At 54.3% G+C, this 19331-nt stretch carries 19 protein-coding genes; 12 read left to right on the top strand and 7 right to left on the bottom strand.

The features are described from left to right. The first annotated feature begins 6 nt into the window (after window positions 1-6). The 8 genes from ACVLVH_RS08310 (at window position 7) to ACVLVH_RS08275 (ending at window position 8141) form a co-directional block, all read left to right on the top strand. Complete coding sequence (locus ACVLVH_RS08310) at window positions 7-903, top strand: Dyp-type peroxidase (protein WP_280171937.1); 897 nt, start codon at window positions 7-9, stop codon at window positions 901-903. Between the two features lie 269 nt (window positions 904-1172). Further along, the gene (locus ACVLVH_RS08305; RefSeq protein WP_498949178.1) at window positions 1173-2189 is read left to right on the top strand and encodes a sulfate ABC transporter substrate-binding protein; all 1017 of its coding nucleotides are present in this window, start codon (window positions 1173-1175) and stop codon (window positions 2187-2189) included. Further along, window positions 2189-3022, top strand: coding sequence for a sulfate/thiosulfate ABC transporter permease CysT (cysT, locus tag ACVLVH_RS08300; RefSeq protein ID WP_064739484.1), 834 nt, complete (start codon window positions 2189-2191; stop codon window positions 3020-3022). The genes ACVLVH_RS08305 and cysT overlap by 1 nt, the downstream gene beginning before the upstream one ends. Then, entirely contained in the window at window positions 3022-3894 is an 873-nt protein-coding gene (gene cysW, locus ACVLVH_RS08295) for a sulfate/thiosulfate ABC transporter permease CysW (protein ID WP_101763571.1), read from the top strand. The genes cysT and cysW overlap by 1 nt, the downstream gene beginning before the upstream one ends. Then, window positions 3884-4972, top strand: coding sequence for a sulfate/thiosulfate ABC transporter ATP-binding protein CysA (gene cysA / locus ACVLVH_RS08290; RefSeq protein WP_101763572.1), 1089 nt, complete (start codon window positions 3884-3886; stop codon window positions 4970-4972). The genes cysW and cysA overlap by 11 nt, the downstream gene beginning before the upstream one ends. Window positions 4973-5044: 72 nt before the next feature. Beyond that, entirely contained in the window at window positions 5045-5926 is an 882-nt protein-coding gene (gene cysM / locus ACVLVH_RS08285; protein WP_110866517.1) for a cysteine synthase CysM, read from the top strand. Between the two features lie 176 nt (window positions 5927-6102). Further along, window positions 6103-6783 carry a response regulator transcription factor gene (locus ACVLVH_RS08280; protein ID WP_008107810.1) on the top strand — a complete coding sequence of 227 codons (681 nt, stop codon included), beginning with the start codon at window positions 6103-6105 and terminating at the stop codon, window positions 6781-6783. Beyond that, window positions 6780-8141 (top strand): ATP-binding protein, encoded by a 1362-nt coding sequence (locus ACVLVH_RS08275; RefSeq protein ID WP_312464473.1) that lies wholly within the window; start codon window positions 6780-6782, stop codon window positions 8139-8141. The genes ACVLVH_RS08280 and ACVLVH_RS08275 overlap by 4 nt, the downstream gene beginning before the upstream one ends. Before the next feature lie 224 nt (window positions 8142-8365). Here ACVLVH_RS08275 and crr read toward each other — a convergent pair whose 3' ends face one another. The 5 genes from crr to cysZ all read right to left on the bottom strand — a co-directional run bounded on the left by crr (window position 8366) and on the right by cysZ (window position 13312). Beyond that, on the bottom strand, window positions 8366-8869 hold the full coding sequence (gene crr, locus ACVLVH_RS08270) for a PTS glucose transporter subunit IIA (RefSeq protein WP_097096509.1): 504 nt from the start codon (window positions 8867-8869) through the stop codon (window positions 8366-8368). A gap of 41 nt (window positions 8870-8910) precedes the next feature. Next, window positions 8911-10638 carry a phosphoenolpyruvate-protein phosphotransferase PtsI gene (gene ptsI, locus ACVLVH_RS08265; RefSeq protein WP_110866519.1) on the bottom strand — a complete coding sequence of 576 codons (1728 nt, stop codon included), beginning with the start codon at window positions 10636-10638 and terminating at the stop codon, window positions 8911-8913. Between the two features lie 157 nt (window positions 10639-10795). Next, window positions 10796-11053: a phosphocarrier protein Hpr gene (gene ptsH, locus ACVLVH_RS08260; protein WP_101763576.1), complete on the bottom strand. Its 258-nt coding sequence runs from the start codon at window positions 11051-11053 to the stop codon at window positions 10796-10798. Window positions 11054-11441: 388 nt separating this feature from the next. Continuing rightward, on the bottom strand, window positions 11442-12413 hold the full coding sequence (gene cysK / locus ACVLVH_RS08255; protein ID WP_101763577.1) for a cysteine synthase A: 972 nt from the start codon (window positions 12411-12413) through the stop codon (window positions 11442-11444). A gap of 140 nt (window positions 12414-12553) precedes the next feature. Further along, window positions 12554-13312 (bottom strand): sulfate transporter CysZ, encoded by a 759-nt coding sequence (gene cysZ / locus ACVLVH_RS08250; protein WP_101763578.1) that lies wholly within the window; start codon window positions 13310-13312, stop codon window positions 12554-12556. Between the two features lie 217 nt (window positions 13313-13529). On the opposite strand from cysZ, the gene zipA reads away from it, so the two are divergent. The 3 genes from zipA to ACVLVH_RS08235 all read left to right on the top strand — a co-directional run bounded on the left by zipA (window position 13530) and on the right by ACVLVH_RS08235 (window position 16814). Then, window positions 13530-14507: a cell division protein ZipA gene (gene zipA, locus ACVLVH_RS08245; RefSeq protein WP_137386242.1), complete on the top strand. Its 978-nt coding sequence runs from the start codon at window positions 13530-13532 to the stop codon at window positions 14505-14507. A gap of 68 nt (window positions 14508-14575) precedes the next feature. Further along, complete coding sequence (ligA, locus tag ACVLVH_RS08240; protein ID WP_498949176.1) at window positions 14576-16594, top strand: NAD-dependent DNA ligase LigA; 2019 nt, start codon at window positions 14576-14578, stop codon at window positions 16592-16594. A 1-nt stretch (window position 16595) separates the two neighbouring features. After that, the gene (locus ACVLVH_RS08235) at window positions 16596-16814 is read left to right on the top strand and encodes a DUF3820 family protein (protein ID WP_101763581.1); all 219 of its coding nucleotides are present in this window, start codon (window positions 16596-16598) and stop codon (window positions 16812-16814) included. Between the two features lie 31 nt (window positions 16815-16845). Here ACVLVH_RS08235 and ACVLVH_RS08230 read toward each other — a convergent pair whose 3' ends face one another. Continuing rightward, entirely contained in the window at window positions 16846-17847 is a 1002-nt protein-coding gene (locus ACVLVH_RS08230; RefSeq protein ID WP_498949174.1) for a bile acid:sodium symporter family protein, read from the bottom strand. A 102-nt stretch (window positions 17848-17949) separates the two neighbouring features. Between ACVLVH_RS08230 and ACVLVH_RS08225 the strand changes: the two genes are divergently transcribed. Continuing rightward, a complete protein-coding gene (locus tag ACVLVH_RS08225; protein WP_101763583.1) occupies window positions 17950-18870 on the top strand; it encodes a LysR family transcriptional regulator in 921 nt (306 codons plus the stop codon). Here the strand turns inward: ACVLVH_RS08225 and ACVLVH_RS08220 are convergent. Beyond that, window positions 18867-19196, bottom strand: coding sequence for a FlxA-like family protein (locus ACVLVH_RS08220; RefSeq protein ID WP_498949172.1), 330 nt, complete (start codon window positions 19194-19196; stop codon window positions 18867-18869). The genes ACVLVH_RS08225 and ACVLVH_RS08220 overlap by 4 nt on opposite strands. Window positions 19197-19331: the final 135 nt, after the last annotated feature.

Below are 19331 nucleotides of genomic sequence, written 5' to 3'. Positions count from 1 at the left end.
ATAGCAATGTCTCAGTTTCAGAGCGGGATCCTGTTGGAGCACCGCCGTTTCGCCATTTGGCTCGAAGCCCGCGTCACGGGCGATCTTGACGCGCTGCGCCAGGGCAGCAAATTCTTCTTACAGCAGCTTGAAGCGCTGCAGACGCAATTCAGTGATGCCGGATTGGGCGCGGTGATCGCCTTTGGTGATGCGCTGTGGCGCGATCTGCAAGGCAACGCTTCTGCACCTGAACTCAAAGCTTTCGCCGCGCTTGGTAACGGCATTGCGCCTGCCACGCAGCGCGATTTGCTGATTCATATTCAATCTCAACGACACGACGTGAACTTCGCGCTGGCTCAGGCGGCACTTAGCGCCTTTGCCGCTGCGGTCAATATCGAAGATGAGACGCACGGTTTCCGCTGGATTGAAGATCGCGATCTATCGGGCTTCGTCGATGGCACGGAAAATCCGCAGGGCGAAGCGCGCAAGGAGGTAGCGATTATCAGCGCAGGCGCGGATGCGGGCGGCAGCTATGTGTTTACCCAGCGCTGGGAGCACAACCTTAAGCTGTGGAACCGCATGGCGGTGGAGAAACAGGAAGCGATTATTGGCCGTACTAAAGAGACGGATGAAGAGTTGCCGGGCGATCAGCGTCCTGCGACATCGCATCTCAGCCGCGTCGATCTGAAAGAAGAGGGCAAAGGGCTAAAGATTCTGCGCCAGAGCCTGCCATACGGCAGCGCCAGCGGCACGCATGGCCTCTATTTCATCTCGTATTGTCATCGTCTCTACAATATTGAGCAGCAACTGCTGAGCATGTTCGGCGAGCGCGACGGCAAAATGGACGCCATGTTGCGTTTCACCAAACCGGTTAGCGGCAGCTACTTTTTTGCGCCGTCGCTGGATGCTTTGCAAGCGCTGTAACCTCTTTGTATTAAGGTCAACCTGGCGCGATTCACCGCGCCGCTACGGATATCAGCCCTTATTTGTCGCGGCGCAATTTATTGCGCAATGAATCGCTTAATGCCGATTTACATTTCCATTCGCCGCATAAACTCTCCCGCCGTCTTATGCCTTTTTAGACTTTGAAATCCCTAAACGATATATAAAACCGTTACAGCTTTCCCCTGAGTTATAAATACACTGACAGCATCTAATGGCATTGGCTTAACTGCCGTCTTTCAGGGTGCAGCATGACACTTCCGATTTCGAAAAAATGGCTTGGCGGTATCGCGCTGTCGTGTGCTTTAGCCGGTGCGGCGCAAGCGACCGAGTTGCTGAATAGCTCTTACGACGTTTCGCGCGAACTGTTCGTTGCCCTGAATGCACCCTTTGAAAAACAGTGGGACGCTGCCCATCCTAATGACAAGCTGACCATCAAGCAGTCTCACGCCGGTTCCTCTAAGCAGGCGCTGGCGATTCTGCAAGGGCTGCGCGCCGATGTGGTGACCTACAATCAGGTGACCGATGTGCAGGTGTTGCACGACAAAGGCCAACTGATTCCCGCTGACTGGCAACAACGTCTGCCAAACAGCAGTTCACCGTTTTACTCCACCATGGCGTTTCTGGTGCGTAAAGGTAACCCGAAGCAGATTCACAGCTGGGCCGATCTGGCGCGCGATAACGTGAAGCTGATTTTCCCTAACCCAAAAACCTCGGGTAACGGCCGTTACACTTATCTCGCCGCGTGGGGCGCTGCCGATCAGGCGGATGGCAAAGATAAAGCCAAAACCAGAGCTTTTATGGCGAAGTTCCTCAAGAACGTGGAAGTGTTTGATACCGGCGGTCGCGGTGCGACCACCACCTTTGCCGAGCGCGGTCTGGGCGATGTGCTGATCAGCTTTGAATCGGAAGTGAATAACATCCGTAATCAGTACGGCAAAGACGACTACGAAGTGATCGTGCCAAAAACCAATATTCTGGCGGAGTTCCCGGTGGCGTGGGTCGACAAAAATGTCGAGCACAACGGCACCGCAGACGCGGCCAAAGCTTATCTGAATTATCTCTACACGCCTGAAGCGCAGAAAATCATCATTAATTATTATTATCGCGTGAATAACCCGCAGCTGATGGCGGAGCAGAAAGATCGCTTCCCGCAGACAGAACTGTTCAACGTCAAAGACGCCTTTGGCGGCTGGGATAACGTGATGAAAGTCCATTTTGCCAATGATGGCGAGCTGGACAAATTACTGGCAGCGGGGCGCGGTTAATGTTCGCGCTCGCTCAAAAACGTGTTTTGCCGGGCTTTGGATTGAGCCTCGGCACCAGCTTACTCTTCACCTGTCTGATTCTGCTGCTGCCGATCAGCGCGCTGCTGATGCAGCTGTCGCAGATGACGCTGGCGCAATACTGGGCGGTGATTAGCCATCCACAGCTGATCGCCGCGTATAAAGTGACGATTCTGGCGGCGGGCGTGGCCTCGCTGTTCAACGCCGTCTTCGGCATGCTGATGGCGTGGATTCTGACGCGTTATCGCTTCCCCGGCCGCACGCTGCTGGATGGTTTGATGGATCTACCATTTGCGCTGCCGACTGCGGTGGCAGGTTTAACGCTGGCGGGCCTGTTTTCGGTCAACGGCTGGTACGGTCAGTGGCTGGCGCATTTTGATATCAAAGTCTCTTACACCTGGCTCGGCATCGCTGTGGCGATGGCCTTTACCAGCATTCCGTTTGTGGTGCGTACCGTGCAGCCGGTGCTGGAAGAGTTAGGTCCGGAATATGAAGAAGCCGCGGAAACGCTGGGCGCAACGCGCTGGCAGAGCTTCCGTCGCGTGGTGCTGCCAGAAGTGGCGCCGGCATTGCTTGCCGGCACTGCGCTGTCGTTTACCCGCAGCATCGGTGAGTTTGGCGCGGTAATCTTTATCGCTGGCAACATCGCCTGGAAAACGGAAGTGACCTCGCTGATGATTTTCGTGCGTCTGCAGGAGTTTGATTATCCGGCGGCGAGTGCCATCGCCTCGGTGATCATGGCGGCTTCCTTGCTGCTGCTGTTCGCGATTAACACCTTGCAGAGCCGCTTTGGCCGTCGCTTAGGAGGCCACTGATGGCGGAAATTTCACACATCAATCACGCCGACCGCCAGCCAATCAACTGGGGCAAGTGGCTGCTGATTGGCATCGGTGCGCTGGTTTCCATCCTGCTGCTGGTGGTGCCGATGGTTTCCATCTTCTGGGAAGCGCTCAACCAGGGTTTGGTTGCCTCGCTGAGTAACCTGAAAGATGGCGACATGCTGCACGCCATCTGGCTGACCCTCTTAGTGGCGCTGATTACCGTACCGGTCAACATGGTGTTCGGTACGCTGCTGGCGTGGCTGGTGACGCGCTTCACCTTTCCCGGCCGCCAGCTGTTGTTGACGCTGTTTGATATCCCGTTTGCGGTGTCGCCGGTGGTTGCCGGTTTGATGTATCTGCTGTTCTGGGGCGTCAACGGTCCTGCCGGTGGCTGGCTGGATGCGCACAATATTCAGATTATGTTCTCCTGGCCGGGCATGGTGCTGGCCACCATCTTCGTTACCTGTCCGTTTGTGGTGCGTGAGTTGGTGCCGGTGATGCTGAGCCAGGGCAGTCACGAAGATGAAGCGGCGGTGCTGCTTGGCGCATCCGGCTGGCAGATGTTCCGCCGCGTGACGTTGCCGAATATCCGCTGGGCGCTGATGTATGGCGTGGTGCTAACCAACGCACGTGCGATTGGCGAATTTGGTGCGGTCTCGGTGGTTTCGGGATCGATTCGCGGCGAAACCTATACCTTGCCGCTTCAGGTTGAATTACTGCATCAGGATTACAACACCGTGGGCGCCTTTACTGCCGCCGCGCTGCTGACCCTGATGGCAATCGTAACGCTGTTTCTGAAAAGCGTGGTGCAGTGGCGATTAGAGCATCAGCAGAAGCGCCTACAGGAGGAAAATCATGAGCATTGAGATTAAACAAATCAATAAATCGTTTGACCGCACATCGGTTCTTAACGACATCTCTCTGGATATTCCTTCCGGCAAGATGGTGGGGCTGCTGGGGCCATCCGGTTCTGGTAAAACCACGCTGCTGCGCATTATCGCTGGGCTGGAACATCAGAACAGCGGACAGATCCATTTCAATGGCAAAGACGTCAGCCGCATCCATGCGCGCGATCGTCAGGTGGGCTTTGTGTTCCAGCACTACGCGCTGTTCCGCCACATGACGGTGTTCGACAATATCGCCTTTGGCCTTACCGTTCTGCCACGTCGCGAACGTCCAGGTGCTGCTGAGATCAAACAGCGCGTTACGCGTCTGCTTGAGATGGTACAACTTTCCCATCTGGGCAACCGCTTCCCGGCACAGTTGTCGGGTGGACAGAAGCAGCGTGTAGCGCTGGCGCGTGCACTGGCGGTAGAACCGCAAATTCTGCTGCTGGATGAGCCGTTTGGCGCGTTGGATGCGCAGGTGCGTAAAGAGTTGCGTCGCTGGCTGCGTCAGTTGCATGAAGAGTTGAAATTCACCAGCGTGTTCGTGACCCACGACCAGGAAGAAGCGATGGAAGTGGCGGACACCGTGGTGGTGATGAGCCAGGGCAACATTGAACAGGTTGGTACGCCAGATGACGTATGGCGCGATCCATCGACGCGCTTTGTGCTGGAATTCCTTGGCGAAGTGAATCGCTTTACAGGCGAAGTACATGGCTCGCAGTTCCATGTGGCCGCGCATCGCTGGCCGCTGGGCTACACGCCTGCGCATCAGGGCGAAGTTGAACTGTTCCTGCGTCCGTGGGAAATCGATATTTCACGCCAGAGTAGCCTGGAAACGCCTTTGCCGGTGCAGGTGCTGGAGATCAGCCCGCGCGGCCACTTCTGGCAGTTGGTCGTTCAGCCGAGCGGCTGGCAGGGCGAGGTGTTCTCCGTGGTGTTCGACGGCGATCACCATGCGCCGATGCGTGGTGAACGCCTGTTCGTTGGCCTGCAACAGGCGCGAATTTACCATGGCACTACGCCGCTGCGCCCGGTTGCCTTTGCCGAGAGCGCCTGATATTTTTGACACTCCTTCGGGCGGGACTTTCCCGCCCGTTTTATTTGCCCCTCTTTCGTCTGGAATTAAACCGTGACCACACTGGAAAATACCATCGGCAATACGCCGTTGATAAAGTTGCAGCGCCTGACGCCTGATAACGGCAGCGAGATCTGGCTAAAGCTGGAAGGCAACAATCCAGCCGGTTCCGTCAAAGATCGTGCGGCCTGGTCGATGATTCATCAGGCGGAGTTGCGCGGTGACATCAAACCGGGCGATACCTTAATTGAAGCCACCAGCGGCAATACCGGCATTGCGCTGGCGATGATCGCGGCGATGAAGGGCTACAAGCTACGCCTGCTGATGCCCGACAACATGAGCCAGGAGCGCCAGGATGCGATGCGCGCCTATGGCGCTGAATTGCTGCTGGTATCGCGCGAGCAGGGCATGGAAGGGGCACGCGATTTGGCGCAGGCGATGGCCGATCGCGGCGAAGGACGCGTGCTGGATCAGTTCAACAATCCCGATAATCCGCTGGGCCACTATCTCACCACGGGCCCGGAAATCTGGCAGCAAAGCGCTGGCCGCATGACGCATTTTGTCTCCAGCATGGGCACCACCGGCACCATTACCGGCGTTGGGCGTTACCTGAAAGAGTTCGCGCCAGCGGTGCAGATAATTGGCCTGCAGCCGCAAGAGGGCAGCAGCATTCCCGGTATACGTCGCTGGCCGGAAGCCTATCTGCCCGGCATTTTCCGTCCGGAGTTAGTGGATGAGGTAATAGATATGGCGCAGCGCGAGGCGGAAGAGACCATGCGCGCGCTGGCGCAGCGTGAAGGGATTTTCTGTGGCGTCAGCTCTGGCGGCGCGGTGGCCGGCGCATTGCGTATCGCCACGGCCCAGCCTGGCAGCGTGGTGGTGGCGATTGTGTGCGATCGCGGCGACCGCTATCTCTCTACCGGCGTTTTCCACTGATCCCACCTTCCCGTCGGTGATCTGGCCTGCGCGTACTGTGATGGTACGTCCAGGCCATTTTTGTCTATAGTCTTCGTAATATCCGTCTGACGTTAGCAACGTAAGGATCGCGTAAAACCGGCTGCGTTCGTTGTGGACTCAGGACAAAATAGCGGCAATTTACACGAGAGATAACGATGAAAATTCTGCTGGTTGATGATGATGTAGAACTTGGCACCATGTTGAGCCAATACCTGATTGCTGAAGGTTTTGAAACACAACTGGTTTTAACCGGTAGCGCCGGGGTGGAAGGCGCGTTATCGGGCAACTATACCGCAATGATTCTCGACATCATGCTGCCTGATATGAGCGGCATCGATGTGCTGCGCCAGGTGCGGCAGAACAGCCGATTACCGGTAATTATGCTGACGGCGAAAGGCGACAATATTGATCGGGTGATCGGCCTGGAAATGGGTGCGGATGATTACATGCCGAAACCGTGCTATCCGCGTGAACTAGTGGCCCGTCTGCGCGCCGTGCTGCGTCGCTTTGAAGATCAGACTCCGCTGCCGGATAAGAAAGAGCTGCTGCGCTGGGGCGATCTCAGCCTCAATCCCGCCACGCGTATCACCGAATGGCAGGGCAAAGCGTTCGATCTGACGGCTTCAGAGTTTAACTTGCTGGATCTGCTGCTGCGTGCGCCGGATCGCGTGGTGTCGAAAGATGAGCTGTCGGAAAAAGGCCTTGGTCGTCCGCGCGAAGCTTACGATCGTAGCGTTGATGTGCATATCAGCAACATCCGTCAAAAACTGGCAGCGTTAACTGCCGACAGCGTCAACATTGAAACTGTGCGCAGTATTGGTTATCGCATTCGATGAAACACAGCTATCGCGGCCGCATGTTCTGGAAGATTTTGCTGGGCTTCTGGATTGTGTTCGTCATCATCAGCCAGCTGTTGTGGCTGGGCTTTACGCTCTCCGGTAATCGACATGAGCCGCCAGAGCTGGTGGCGATTCGTCGTATCGTCAATCTGCAGATGGCGTCGGCGGTTTCAGTGCTGGAGCGCGGTGGTCCCAGTTCGCTTGATGACATGATGGCCGACTGGGAACCGAACGATCGGCAATTCTTCTCGGTGATCCAGCACGATAAGCCCGCTGCGACGCCCAACAATGCGCCGCCAGAAAGCATCAACGAACCCTTTCAGGGACCGTTTCCTGATGTGATTGTGCGCTGGGTGAAAGGGCAGGATGGCAAACAGTATGAGCTGCGTTACGACGTTAAAGGCTTGCGCGAAGACAGCTCAATGGGCGGCGGCCGCCCGCGCCGCATCCTGAATATCCCCGAACCGATGTTTACCTTCGCTGGCGCATTGGGGCTACTGTTTAGCCTGCTGCTGGCGTGGAACCTGACGCGACCCATGCGGCAGCTGCGTGAGGGCTTTGCGCGCGTCTCCAGCGGTGATTTATCGGTGCGGCTCTATCCGGTGATGCGTAAACGCCATGATGAACTCTCGAACGTTGCGCAGGATTTTGATGCGATGGTAGAGCGCCTCGATACGCTGGTGAAAGCGCGTGAGGAGCTGCTGCATGATATTTCCCACGAGCTGCGCTCACCGCTGGCGCGATTGCAGCTGGCGACTGGCCTGGCGCGCCAGACGCCAGAATCTGTCGAATCCTCGCTCAATCGCATTGATGAGGAAGCGCGACGCCTCGATAAGATGATTGGCGAGCTGCTGACGCTTTCGCGCGCTGAGCACGAAAGTATGCCGGGCGAACAGTATTTCGATCTCACCGGCTTGCTGCATGCGGTGGTCACCGATGTGCGCTACGAGGCGCAGATTCCCGGCGTGAATGTCGATTTCCAGGTGGATGAGAATGCGGATTACACCGTTCACGGCAATGCGGAACTGATACGCCGTGGTGTGGAGAATGTGCTGCGCAATGCGCTGCGTTTCTCGCACAAAGGGCAGCACATCAACGTGCGGCTGCAGGCGGAAAATCAGTGGCTGGCAATTAGCGTGCGCGATCAAGGACCGGGCGTTGACGATGAGAAGCTTTCGAGCATCTTCGATCCTTTCGTACGGGTGAATTCTCCGCTGATGGGCAAAGGCTACGGTTTGGGGTTATCGATTGTGCGTAAGGTGATTCTGGCGCATCACGGTGAGGTTCAGGCGGTAAATCGCCCGGAAGGCGGTCTGGAGTTAACGTTAAGGTTACCGCGCTGGAAGCAGGAATGATTTTTCCTGATAACGCGCACATTTGCTACACCGGGCAGGACGACGGGGCAGAGGAGTAAAGCGTCCCGCGCCATGGACGGCGCGGGCCGAGGCCCAGGGACGGTTTATGCCGTCTTTACGATCTGACCCGTCGTCCTGACCGCTGCTCGCACATACAGAGTTAAGTAAACAAAAAACGGCACCCATTGGGTGCCGTTTTGCAATTCTCACGAATCAGCCGAAGTTTACTTTTTAATGCGGATAACCGGAGTCTCGCCCACAGTTACCTGACCGGAGAGTTTGATCAGCTCTTTAATCTCGTCCATGTTCGAGATCACAACCGGCGTCAGCGTGGATTTCGCTTTCTCTTCCAGCAGTGCCAGATCAAACTCGATCACCACGTCGCCTTTCTTAACCTTCTGGCCTTCTTCAGCGATGCGTTTGAAACCTTCACCTTTGAGCTCAACCGTGTCGATACCGAAGTGAACAAACAGTTCGATACCGTTATCAGACTCGATTGAAAATGCGTGGTTAGTTTCGAAAATCTTGCCGATAGTACCATCAACCGGTGCAACCATTTTGTTGCCGGTAGGTTTGATTGCGATACCGTCACCCACGATTTTCTCAGCGAATACCACATCAGGTACGTCTTCGATATTTACGATTTCGCCTGACAGAGGCGCAACGATATCAATAGTGCCTGACGCGCTCTCTGATTTTTCGCCAAAAAGTTTAGAAAACAAACCCATGATCTTCTCCTAAGCAGTAATTTGAGGCTAGCGTCCGTGGATCAGCAGAGCGTTTTTTCTTTAATGAACTTGTTGACCAAATTCATCAAATCATCCGCTGTTGGTTGATCCAGAGCCTGCTCCGCCAATGCCTTCGCATCTTCGAAATTAGTATTACGAATGATTTTCTTGATGCTTGGGATTGAAATGGCGCTCATGCTGAATTCGTCCAGCCCCATTCCCAGTAACAGTAGTGTAGCACGTTCATCACCAGCCAGCTCACCACACATGCCGGTCCATTTCCCTTCGGCATGTGATGCGTCGATCACTTGCTTAATGAGGCCAAGAACAGATGGCGTCATTGGGTTATAGAGGTGTGAAATCAAATCATTACCACGATCGACCGCCAGAGTATACTGCGTCAGGTCATTTGTCCCAATACTAAAGAAGTCGACTTCTTTCGCCAGATGGCGAGCAATCACTGCGGATGCTGGCGTTTCAACCATGATGCCGACTTCGATGGTCTCATCAAAGGATTTGCCTTCTTCACGCAGTTGCGCTTTCAGCAGCTCCAGTTCGCCTTTCAGAATGCGAACTTCTTCTACTGAAATGATCATTGGGAACATGATGCGCAGTTTACCGAATGAGGATGCACGCAGAATCGCGCGCAGCTGCGCATGCAGAATCTCTTTACGGTCCATTGCGATACGAATCGCGCGCCAGCCGAGGAACGGGTTGTCTTCTTTCGGCAGGTTCATGTAAGGCAGATCTTTGTCGCCGCCGATGTCCATGGTACGCACGATAACCGCCTGCGAACCCACGGCTTCAGCCACGGCTTTATAAGCCTGGAACTGTTCTTCTTCGGTTGGCAGTGAATCACGGTCCATAAACAGGAACTCGGTACGATACAGGCCAACACCTTCCGCGCCGTTGCGCTCAGCACCGGCAACATCACGCACGGTACCGATGTTAGCGCAGACTTCAACCTGATGGCCGTCCAGCGTAATGGCTGGCAGATCTTTCAGTTTCGCCAGTTCATGCTTTTCAGACAGATATTGAGTCTGAATTGCTTTCAGTTCTTCCTGCACGTCATCAGTTGGATTGACGTAAATTTTGTTGTTCACGCCATCAATGATCAGGAAATCACCGTTTTTTACGGTGGCAGTCACGTTGCCGGTGCCGACAATCGCAGGCAGCTCAAGCGAACGCGCCATGATCGAGGTGTGAGAAGTACGCCCACCCAGATCGGTAATAAAGCCCAGCACCTTCTTCAGGTTCAGCTGTGCGGTTTCTGACGGCGTTAAATCTTTCGCCACCAGAATAGATTCGTCAGCAATCGCGCTCAGGTCGACAATGTGCAGACCGAGAATGTTCTGCAGCAGACGCTTACCAATATCACGTACGTCAGCCGCACGCTCTTTCAGGTATTCGTCATCCAGCTCTTCCAGTGCAACGGCCTGGCCTTCAATCACGGTGTGAGCAGCGGCGTCCGCGGTAGCGTGGTCTTTCTTGATGAGGTCGATGATTTCCTGCTCAAGCTCTTCGTCTTCGAGCAGCATGATGTGACCTTCAAAGATCGCCGCTTTCTCTTCACCGAAGGTTTCACCGGCTTTAATGCGAATGGCTTCGAGCTGTGAAGCAGCTTTGCTGCGTCCATCAAGGAAGCGCTGGACTTCCTGCTCAACCTGATCGTCAGTAATTTTTTTACGGCTGATGACGATCTCATCTTCCTTCAGCAAAAGTGCGTTGCCGAAAGCGATACCCGGTGATGCTAAAATGCCTGAAATCATAACCCTACCTTTTAATCACGATGGCTCATTGACCCGATGCGTCGCCACTGTCGCGGAGCAGTACTCTAAAGATGCAATAACGCGGACAGATTGTCCGCGATCAAGATATTTGCACTCAATGGGGCAAAGGGGTTGGTTTAGTTGCGAACTGAGCCGGTTACTCCAGCTCAGCCATCAGCTTGACCAGGTGCTCAACCGCTTGCTGCTCGTCTTCACCTTCAGCAGACAGCGTAACAACCGTACCTTGAGTCAGACCCAAAGTCTGCAGTTTGAAAAGGCTTTTCGCGCTGGCAGATTTGCCATTAGAGGTCACATTGATTTCTGACTTAAAAGCCTTTGCTTCTTTAACGAACTGGGCTGCAGGACGAGTATGAAGGCCGTTAGGTGCGGTAATGGTAACTTCTTGCTGGAACATTCTATTTCCCCAACTTTATCAGGTTTGGTGTTATGGATCTAAAGTCTAGCCTGGAGCCGTAACTTTAGCCTGTGTAGGTGCGCTGGTATGGCTTTAAGCTCACCATAAAATGCGCTCGAATGAGTACGTCATTAACAGTGACAGATCAAAAACTGCACGAATGCGTCACTCTTCTCATTATGCCGTGATTCGCCGTTTCGCCAAATCAGTAAATCGATTCAGCTTGATCCACTTCAAAGGCAGATTAATTTCAGGCACCGAAATAATTGGAAGCTTAAATACCAGAGCCGCATCACTGAAAGCAATCTGTCTGGTGATAAAAGTGAGATCTGCACCACAAAAAAGCACCCATTCGGGTGCTTTTTTCGTCAGTTTCAGACTTTAGGCATCACTGCTGGAGTTCTTTCTCAGTGAAGAGATCGGCAAACAGTGCGGTACTTAAATAACGTTCGCCGGAGGAGGGCAGAATCACCACGATGTTCTTGTTGGCGAAGGCTTCATCTTCTTGCAGCTTCAGCGCGGCAGCAACGGCAGCACCTGAAGAGATACCTGCTAAAATACCTTCTTCTTCCATCAGCTTACGGGCGGTGCTAATGGCTTCTTCATTGGTGATCGCCACTACGCGGTCGATCAATTCCAGATCAAGGTTGCCAGGAATGAAGCCGGCACCGATGCCCTGAATTTTATGTGGGCCTGGTTTGATCTCTTCGCCCGCCAGTGCCTGAGCAATAACCGGTGAATCGGTTGGCTCAACGGCAACGGTAATCAACTCGGTCTTGCCTTTGGTATTCTTGATATAGCGGCTCACGCCTGTCAGCGTACCGCCGGTGCCCACGCCCGCAATAAACACGTCCACTTCGCCGTCGGTGTCTTCCCAAATTTCTGGACCGGTGGTTTTTTCGTGGATTTCCGGGTTGGCTGGGTTGCTGAACTGCTGCAACAGCACATATTTGTCCGGATCGCTGGCGACAATCTCTTCCGCCTTCGCGATGGCACCTTTCATGCCTTTAGGACCTTCGGTTAGCACCAGGTTAGCTCCCAGCGCTTTCAGCAGCTTGCGGCGCTCAATTGACATGGTTTCTGGCATGGTTAGCGTCAGCTTGTAACCGCGCGCTGCGGCGACGTAAGCCAGCGCAATACCGGTGTTACCGCTGGTTGGTTCAACCAGCTCAACGCCCGGCTTCAAAATACCGCGTTTTTCCGCGTCCCAAATCATATTGGCACCGATACGGCATTTGATGCTGAAGCTCGGGTTGCGCGACTCGACCTTAGCCAGAATGCGGCCGTTACCGATGCGGTTCAGTCGAACCAGCGGCGTATGACCAATTGTCAGAGAGTTGTCTTCATAGATCTTACTCATAGCTCGTCCTTAACTGTATGAAATATTGGGAACCCTCAGAGCATACCTTTTCTAATGATGTGCGGAAGGAAAGAAATCGCATATCTATATAGCGCACAACCATAAGCCTTACGCAAAAATGCATAAGACGATTTAAAGCTTTAGCGGCGTGCATGTTGTGCATGATAACGATCCACCCACATGGCCGTTGCACCGCATACCGCAACCGGCAGAATCGCCAGATTGATAATCGGGATCATGGTGAACAGGCTAACCAGCGCACCAAATTGCATATTTGCGCTTTTGTGCTGGCGCAACGCCTGGCGCATCTGCTGGAAACTCACTTTGTGGTTATCAAATGGGTAGTCGCAATACTGCACGGACAACATCCACGCACTGAATAAAAACCATAGAACGGGCGCCACCGTTTGTCCAAAGCCGGGGATAAAGTGCAGCAACAGCAAACCAAGCGCACGCGGCAAATAGTAACCGAGCTTCTGAAACTCTCGCTTCATGATGCGCGGTATGTCTTTTATCAGGCCCACCCAACCGCTATCTGGTAATGGCGTTCCGGTCAATCGCCCTTCAAGCTGCTCGGCGAGCAAGCCACAGAAGGGCGCGGCAATCAGATTTGCCAGAGTCGAAAAGAAGTAACTGAATACCAACACAATCGAAATCACTGAGAGCGGCCACAGCAGATAACTCAACCATTGCAGCCAGTCAGGGATATGTGACATTAAAGCCGGGATCCACTGACCCAAGCGCTGAAACAACCAGATAAAGGCACCGCCAAGTAGCACGATGTTGATCAGTAGCGGCATGATGACATAGCGACGAATGCCGGGCAGGCGCACCAGTTTCCATCCTTCAGCGAAGTAGTGAACACCATTAAATGTTGAGACCGAATTTCCTGCGGGCATAGCGAGCCTTTCTCCTAAATATAGCGGCGCGACCATCATAACCTGGCTTTTTATCGGCTTCAGGCAGTGTTTGCGCGAAAAAACAGCAAAAAAGCGTGGGGCAGCTATCTAATTTGTCAGAAAATACTGCACAGACTTGCACTTGTTTAGCTGGGCAAATACAGTTAGAGGATAAAGTTTGCCGTGGTGGCAAGGTATTGGAACAACAGAGAATACAATGATGCAGGATTTGCGTCTGATATTAATCGTTGTTGGCGCGATCGCCATAATAGCGCTGCTACTTCATGGACTGTGGACCAGCCGTAAAGAGCGCTCCTCCGTGTTTCGTGATCGCCCGCACAAACGTCTGAAACAGCGCGAAGAAGCCGATGAAGATCTGCTGAGCGAAGAAGATGATGGCGTCGGCGAAGTCCGTGTACGTCGTCCTCGTGATGCGGATGAAGAACCTGAATTCACTGCACGTCCAGCGAGCGCGCCGCGTGCGCCTGAACCTGTACGTCAACCGGCATCACGTCAGGCTGACCCATTATTAGGCGATCCGCTGCTGGATAACGAGCCAGACGTGCGTAAGCCGGCTGCGCCGCAAGCGCCAGTGGCGAAGCCAGCGCCAGCGCCTGCACCACAACCAATTCAGGCCGATCCATTGCTGGATAACGAACCGCTTTCCGCGACTCAACCTGCACCTGAATTCCTCGCCGCAGAAGAGCCAGAATTCGAACCTGAAGCGCCAGTTGCACATCAACCAGAAGCGCCACAGCCAGCGGCTGCTGCGCCTGGCAGTAAAAAAGAGGCCGTATTAGTGCTGCACGTCGCTGCACATGCGGGCGGCGAACTGAACGGTGAAGCGCTGTTGCAGGGCATCCTGCAGGCCGGATTCCAGTTTGGTGAGATGAACATTTTCCATCGCCATCTTAGCCCAGCCGGCAGCGGTCCGGTGCTGTTTAGCCTGGCGAACATGGTGAAGCCGGGTTCATTCGATCCGGATCAAATGGGGAATTTCTCTACGCCTGGCGTCTCGATCTTCATGATGGTGCCGTCGTACGGCGATGCGAATCAGAACTTCAAGCTGATGCTGCAATCCGCGCAGCGTATCGCTGATGATGTAGGCGGCGTGGTGCTGGATGATGAGCGTCGCATGATGACGCCGCAGAAGCTGGAAACCTACAAAACGCGTATTCGCGAAGTTATCGGTTAATCGCCGTTAGCTGAGTCAAAACAAATATAACCCCCGCCTGTCGGGGGTTTTTTATCGGATAAGAGACTATGAAATCGGTTCAGGAGCAGATCACCGCGCTGCGCACCACGTTACGTCACCACGAATATCTCTACCACGTGATGGATACGCCGGAAATTCCGGATGCAGAGTATGACCGATTGATGGTTCAGCTGCGTGAGCTGGAAAGCGCACATCCTGATTTGATTACCCCTGATTCACCCACCCAACGCGTGGGCGCGGCACCGCTAGCCACTTTTGAGCAAGTGCGTCATGAAGTGCCGATGTTGTCGCTGGACAACACCTTTGATGAAGCGGGCTTCCTTGCCTTTAATAAACGCGTGCAGGATCGCCTTAAAAGCACTGACGAATTGACTTACTGCTGCGAGCTCAAGCTGGATGGTCTAGCCGTGAGCTTGCTGTATGAAGATGGCCTGCTGGTGCGTGCGGCGACGCGCGGAGATGGTACCACCGGCGAGAACATCACGGCGAACGTGCGCACAATTCACGCCATTCCGCTGCGTCTGCATGGCGATAACATCCCCGCACGCGTTGAAGTGCGTGGCGAAGTGTTTATCACCGAAAGCGGTTTTGAAAAGCTGAATGAAGAAGCGCGTCGCACCGGCGCGAAAGTCTTTGCTAACCCACGCAACGCCGCAGCCGGTTCACTGCGCCAGCTCGATCCACGCATCACCGCTAAACGTCCACTGACCTTCTTCTGCTACGGTTTTGGTCTGCTGGAAGGCGGTGAAATGCCTGCCAGCCATTGGCAACGTCTGCAACAGTTTAAGGCGTGGGGATTGCCAGTCACCGATCGTATTCGCCTGGCACACAGCGCCGATGAGGTGCTGGCGTTTTATCGTCAGGTTGAGCAGGAGCGCCCGTCGCTCGGCTTCGATATCGATGGCGTGGTTATCAAGGTCGATTCGCAGGCGCTGCAGGAGCAGCTCGGCTTTGTGGCGCGAGCGCCGCGCTGGGCTGTAGCCTTTAAATTCCCGGCGCAGGAACAGATGACGTTCGTGCGCGATGTCGAATTCCAGGTGGGCCGCACCGGCGCGATTACGCCCGTCGCGCGTCTGGAGCCGGTTCAGGTTGCGGGGGTTGTGGTAAGTAATGCCACGCTGCACAACGCCGATGAAATTGCCCGACTGGGTTTGCGCATTGGCGACAAGGTGGTGATTCGCCGCGCCGGTGACGTGATTCCGCAAGTGGTCAACGTGGTGGAATCGGAGCGCCCGGCAGAGACGCGTGAAATCGTCTTCCCAGGTCATTGCCCGGTGTGCGGTTCAGACGTTGAACGCGTGGAAGGTGAAGTTGTGACGCGCTGCACCGGCGGCCTGATTTGTGGCGCGCAGCGTAAAGAAGCACTTAAACACTTCGTTTCGCGTCGTGCGATGGATGTCGATGGCATGGGCGATAAGATCATCGATCAGTTGGTGGAGAAAGAGTACGTCTTAACGCCTGCCGATCTGTTCCGCCTTACTGCCGGTAAGCTAACCGGACTCGATCGCATGGGCCCTAAATCGGCTCAGAACGTGGTTGATGCGCTGGAAAAGGCCAAATCCACCACGCTGGCACGTTTCCTCTATGCGCTGGGTATTCGCGAAGTGGGCGAAGCCACTGCCGCCAACCTTGCCAATCACTTTGGCGAGCTGGAAAAGGTGATGAATGCCGATCTCGATGCGCTGATTGAAGTGCAGGATGTTGGCAAAGTGGTGGCGACGCATGTGCGTAACTTTATGGATGAAGAGAGCAACCGCGCCGTTATTCACGATCTTACTGAAGAGATTGGCGTGCATTGGCCGCAGGTTGAAGTGATCAATGTCGAAGAAATTGATAGTCCATTTGCCGGTAAAACCGTGGTACTGACCGGCTCTCTGTCGCAGATGAATCGCGATGATGCCAAAGAGCGTCTGGTAGCGTTGGGCGCTAAAGTGAGCGGTAGCGTGTCGAAGAAAACCGATTTGCTGATTGCGGGTGAAGCGGCCGGTTCCAAGCTGGCGAAAGCGCAGGAGCTCGGCATTCCGGTGATCGACGAAGCGGAAATGATTCGCCTGCTCGGAGCGTAACGTGGATAAACAGCAACTGGTTGAAATCGCTAACACCGTGATGCCGTTCGGCAAGTACAAGGGCAGAGCGCTGATTGACGTGCCGGAGGAGTATTTGCTGTGGTTCGCTCGCAAAGATGAATTCCCGGCCGGTAAGTTAGGCGAATTGATGCAGCTGACGCTGACCATCAAGATCGAAGGGCTGGAAGGTTTAATCAAACCGCTCAAGCGCAATGAATAACAAAACGGCCCGCTTTTGCGGGCCGTTGTATTTAGGACTTCTGCGCTTCTACTTGCTGCTGCGCCAGCAGTTTTTCATTGCCGGCTTTATAGCGCTGGGCAATGAAAGAACACACCATTAACTGCACCTGATGGAAGATCATCAGCGGCAGCACGATAACCCCCACGGAACTGGCCGGGAACAGGATGTTGGCCATCGGGACACCGTTCGCCAGACTCTTTTTCGAGCCACAGAACAGCACCACAATCTCGTCCGCACGGCTGAAGCCAAACAGGCGCGATGCCGCCAGGTTAATCGCCAGTGCGATAAACAGCACCAGCACGCTGCCAACCAGAATCCACAGCAAGGTATCCAAGCCCACGCGATGCCAAATGCCGTTCACCACCGCTTCACTGAAGGCGGAGTAAACCACCAGCAGAATCGAGGTTTGGTCGGTTTTACCAATCAGGCTGCGATGCTTCTCGACCCACGCGCCAATCCAGCGACGCGACAGATGTCCTAAAACAAACGGCACCAGCAGTTGCAGCATAATTTTGCCAATCTGCTCCAGACCGTTGCCCGGCATTTCGCTGTGCACATTCATCACCAGATTCACCAGCAGCGGCGAGACAAATACGCCGAGCAGGCTGGAGGCTGAAGCTGCACAGACCGCAGCGGCGACGTTGCCGCCCGCCATTGAGGTGAAGGCGATTGAGGATTGCACGGTCGCTGGCAGAATACACAGATAGATAAAGCCGGTGTAAATCTCCGCGCCGACGTTAACAGGATGCCACCAGACAATCAGCAAACCAATAATCGGGAAAATCACAAAGGTGCTGCACATAATCCACAAGTGCAAACGCCAGTGGCTGCTGCCGGCAATGATCTTCTCGCGCGACAGTTTGGCGCCATGCATAAAGAACAGCAGGGCGATGGCGGCGGTGGTCAGATATTCGAAGATATCGACAAAGACGCCTTTGGCAGGAATAAAGCTGGCCAGCAGCACGGTAATGATGAGTTTAATCATCATCGGATCGAGGCGTAAAAATCCCATTGTTAAAATCCGGTTAAATTTAAAAAAATGATGGTGCTGATTGTGCGCCTGCTGGGTTTAGAAATAAAATTGATTTATTGCATCAATCTATGAGCGATATCGATGAATTACACCTTACGTCAGTTGCGTACCTTTGTCGCGGTGGCGCATCACGGCAGCTTCAGTCTGGCCGGCCAAGCGATTGGTTTAAGTCAGTCGGCGGTCAGCCATAGCATTAAAGAGCTGGAAGCGGAAATGGGCGTGCGCTTACTCGATCGCACTACGCGGGAAGTAATGCTGACCGAGGCGGGGCAGCAGCTGGCCACACGGCTTAATCGTCTGCTGGACGACCTCAATACCACCGTGTTGGATGTGCGCAGCTATGGCGAACAGCGCAGCGGCACGGTGCGTGTTGCCGCCAGCCAAACGCCTTCTGCCCATCTGATGCCGCAGTGCCTGGCCAGCAGCCAGCAGCGCTATCCGGATATCCGCGTCATCCTGCATGACCGCGTACAGCAATGGGTGCTGCAAAGCGTACGCAATGCGGAGGTTGATTTTGGCATTGTAATTGGCCCGCTCAACGACACTGATTTCGACAGCGAAGAGATTCTGCAGGAGCCTTTTTTACTGCTGTGTCATGAAGATGACGAGCTGGCGCAAATTGAACAGGCGCAATGGTCAATGCTGGCCGGACGCAATATGGTGCTACAGGATTATGCCTCTGGCAGTCGCGTGTTAGTTGATGCCGCGCTGCAACAGCTGGCGTTGAGTGTGCATGTGGTGCAGGAAATCGGTCATCCCGCTACGCTTTATCCGATGGTGGAAGCGGGAATTGGCATCAGCATTCTGCCTGCGCTGGCCTTGCCGTTGCCGTCAGGACGCAAACTCACGGTGCGGCGTCTTTATCCGGAAATTAATCGCAGCCTGATGCTGATAAAGCGCAAAAACCGCTCGCTGACACCCGCCGCAGAAGCGATCTGGCAGGAAGTGCGTCAGCAGGCAGCCCTGCTGACGCAACAACGCATGCTAAAGCCGGCGTTTTAAACGTACACGTTGATTTGATTGGTATCAGTTGGGCGGTTAATACCATCAGCTTTGGTGGCCGCAGGTTGCTGTGCTTCCTGTTTCTGTTGCGCTTTCTCAGCTTGCTGCTGCTCAATTTGCGCGATTTGCGCTTCAATCATTTGAATCTGTGATTGCAGCATCTGCTCCTGTTCAGACTTTTGCTCATCGGTGAGCGTATCGTCGCTGGAAAGATCTTTCAGCTGCTTAGTGATGGATTGAATCTGTTTATACAGGCTGGCGATTTCTGAGGTAGAACCGCCGCCGCTACTTGCGGTGCTGAAACTACTTACGCTGGATACAGACATGGTTTTCTCCTTGCAATAGACCATTATCGTTATCGGTCAGAGTATAAGGAGGCTTGAGGGCAGGGAGTGTTAAACTTGCGAAAAGGGTTCGTTGGGATTTAGCGCATTAACCACAGATTTAACGCACAGCAAAAA

Source organism: Kluyvera sp. 1366, from assembly GCF_054823405.1.
Note: the sequence above shows the minus strand (reverse complement) of the source record. Positions and strands in the feature narration are given on the sequence as shown.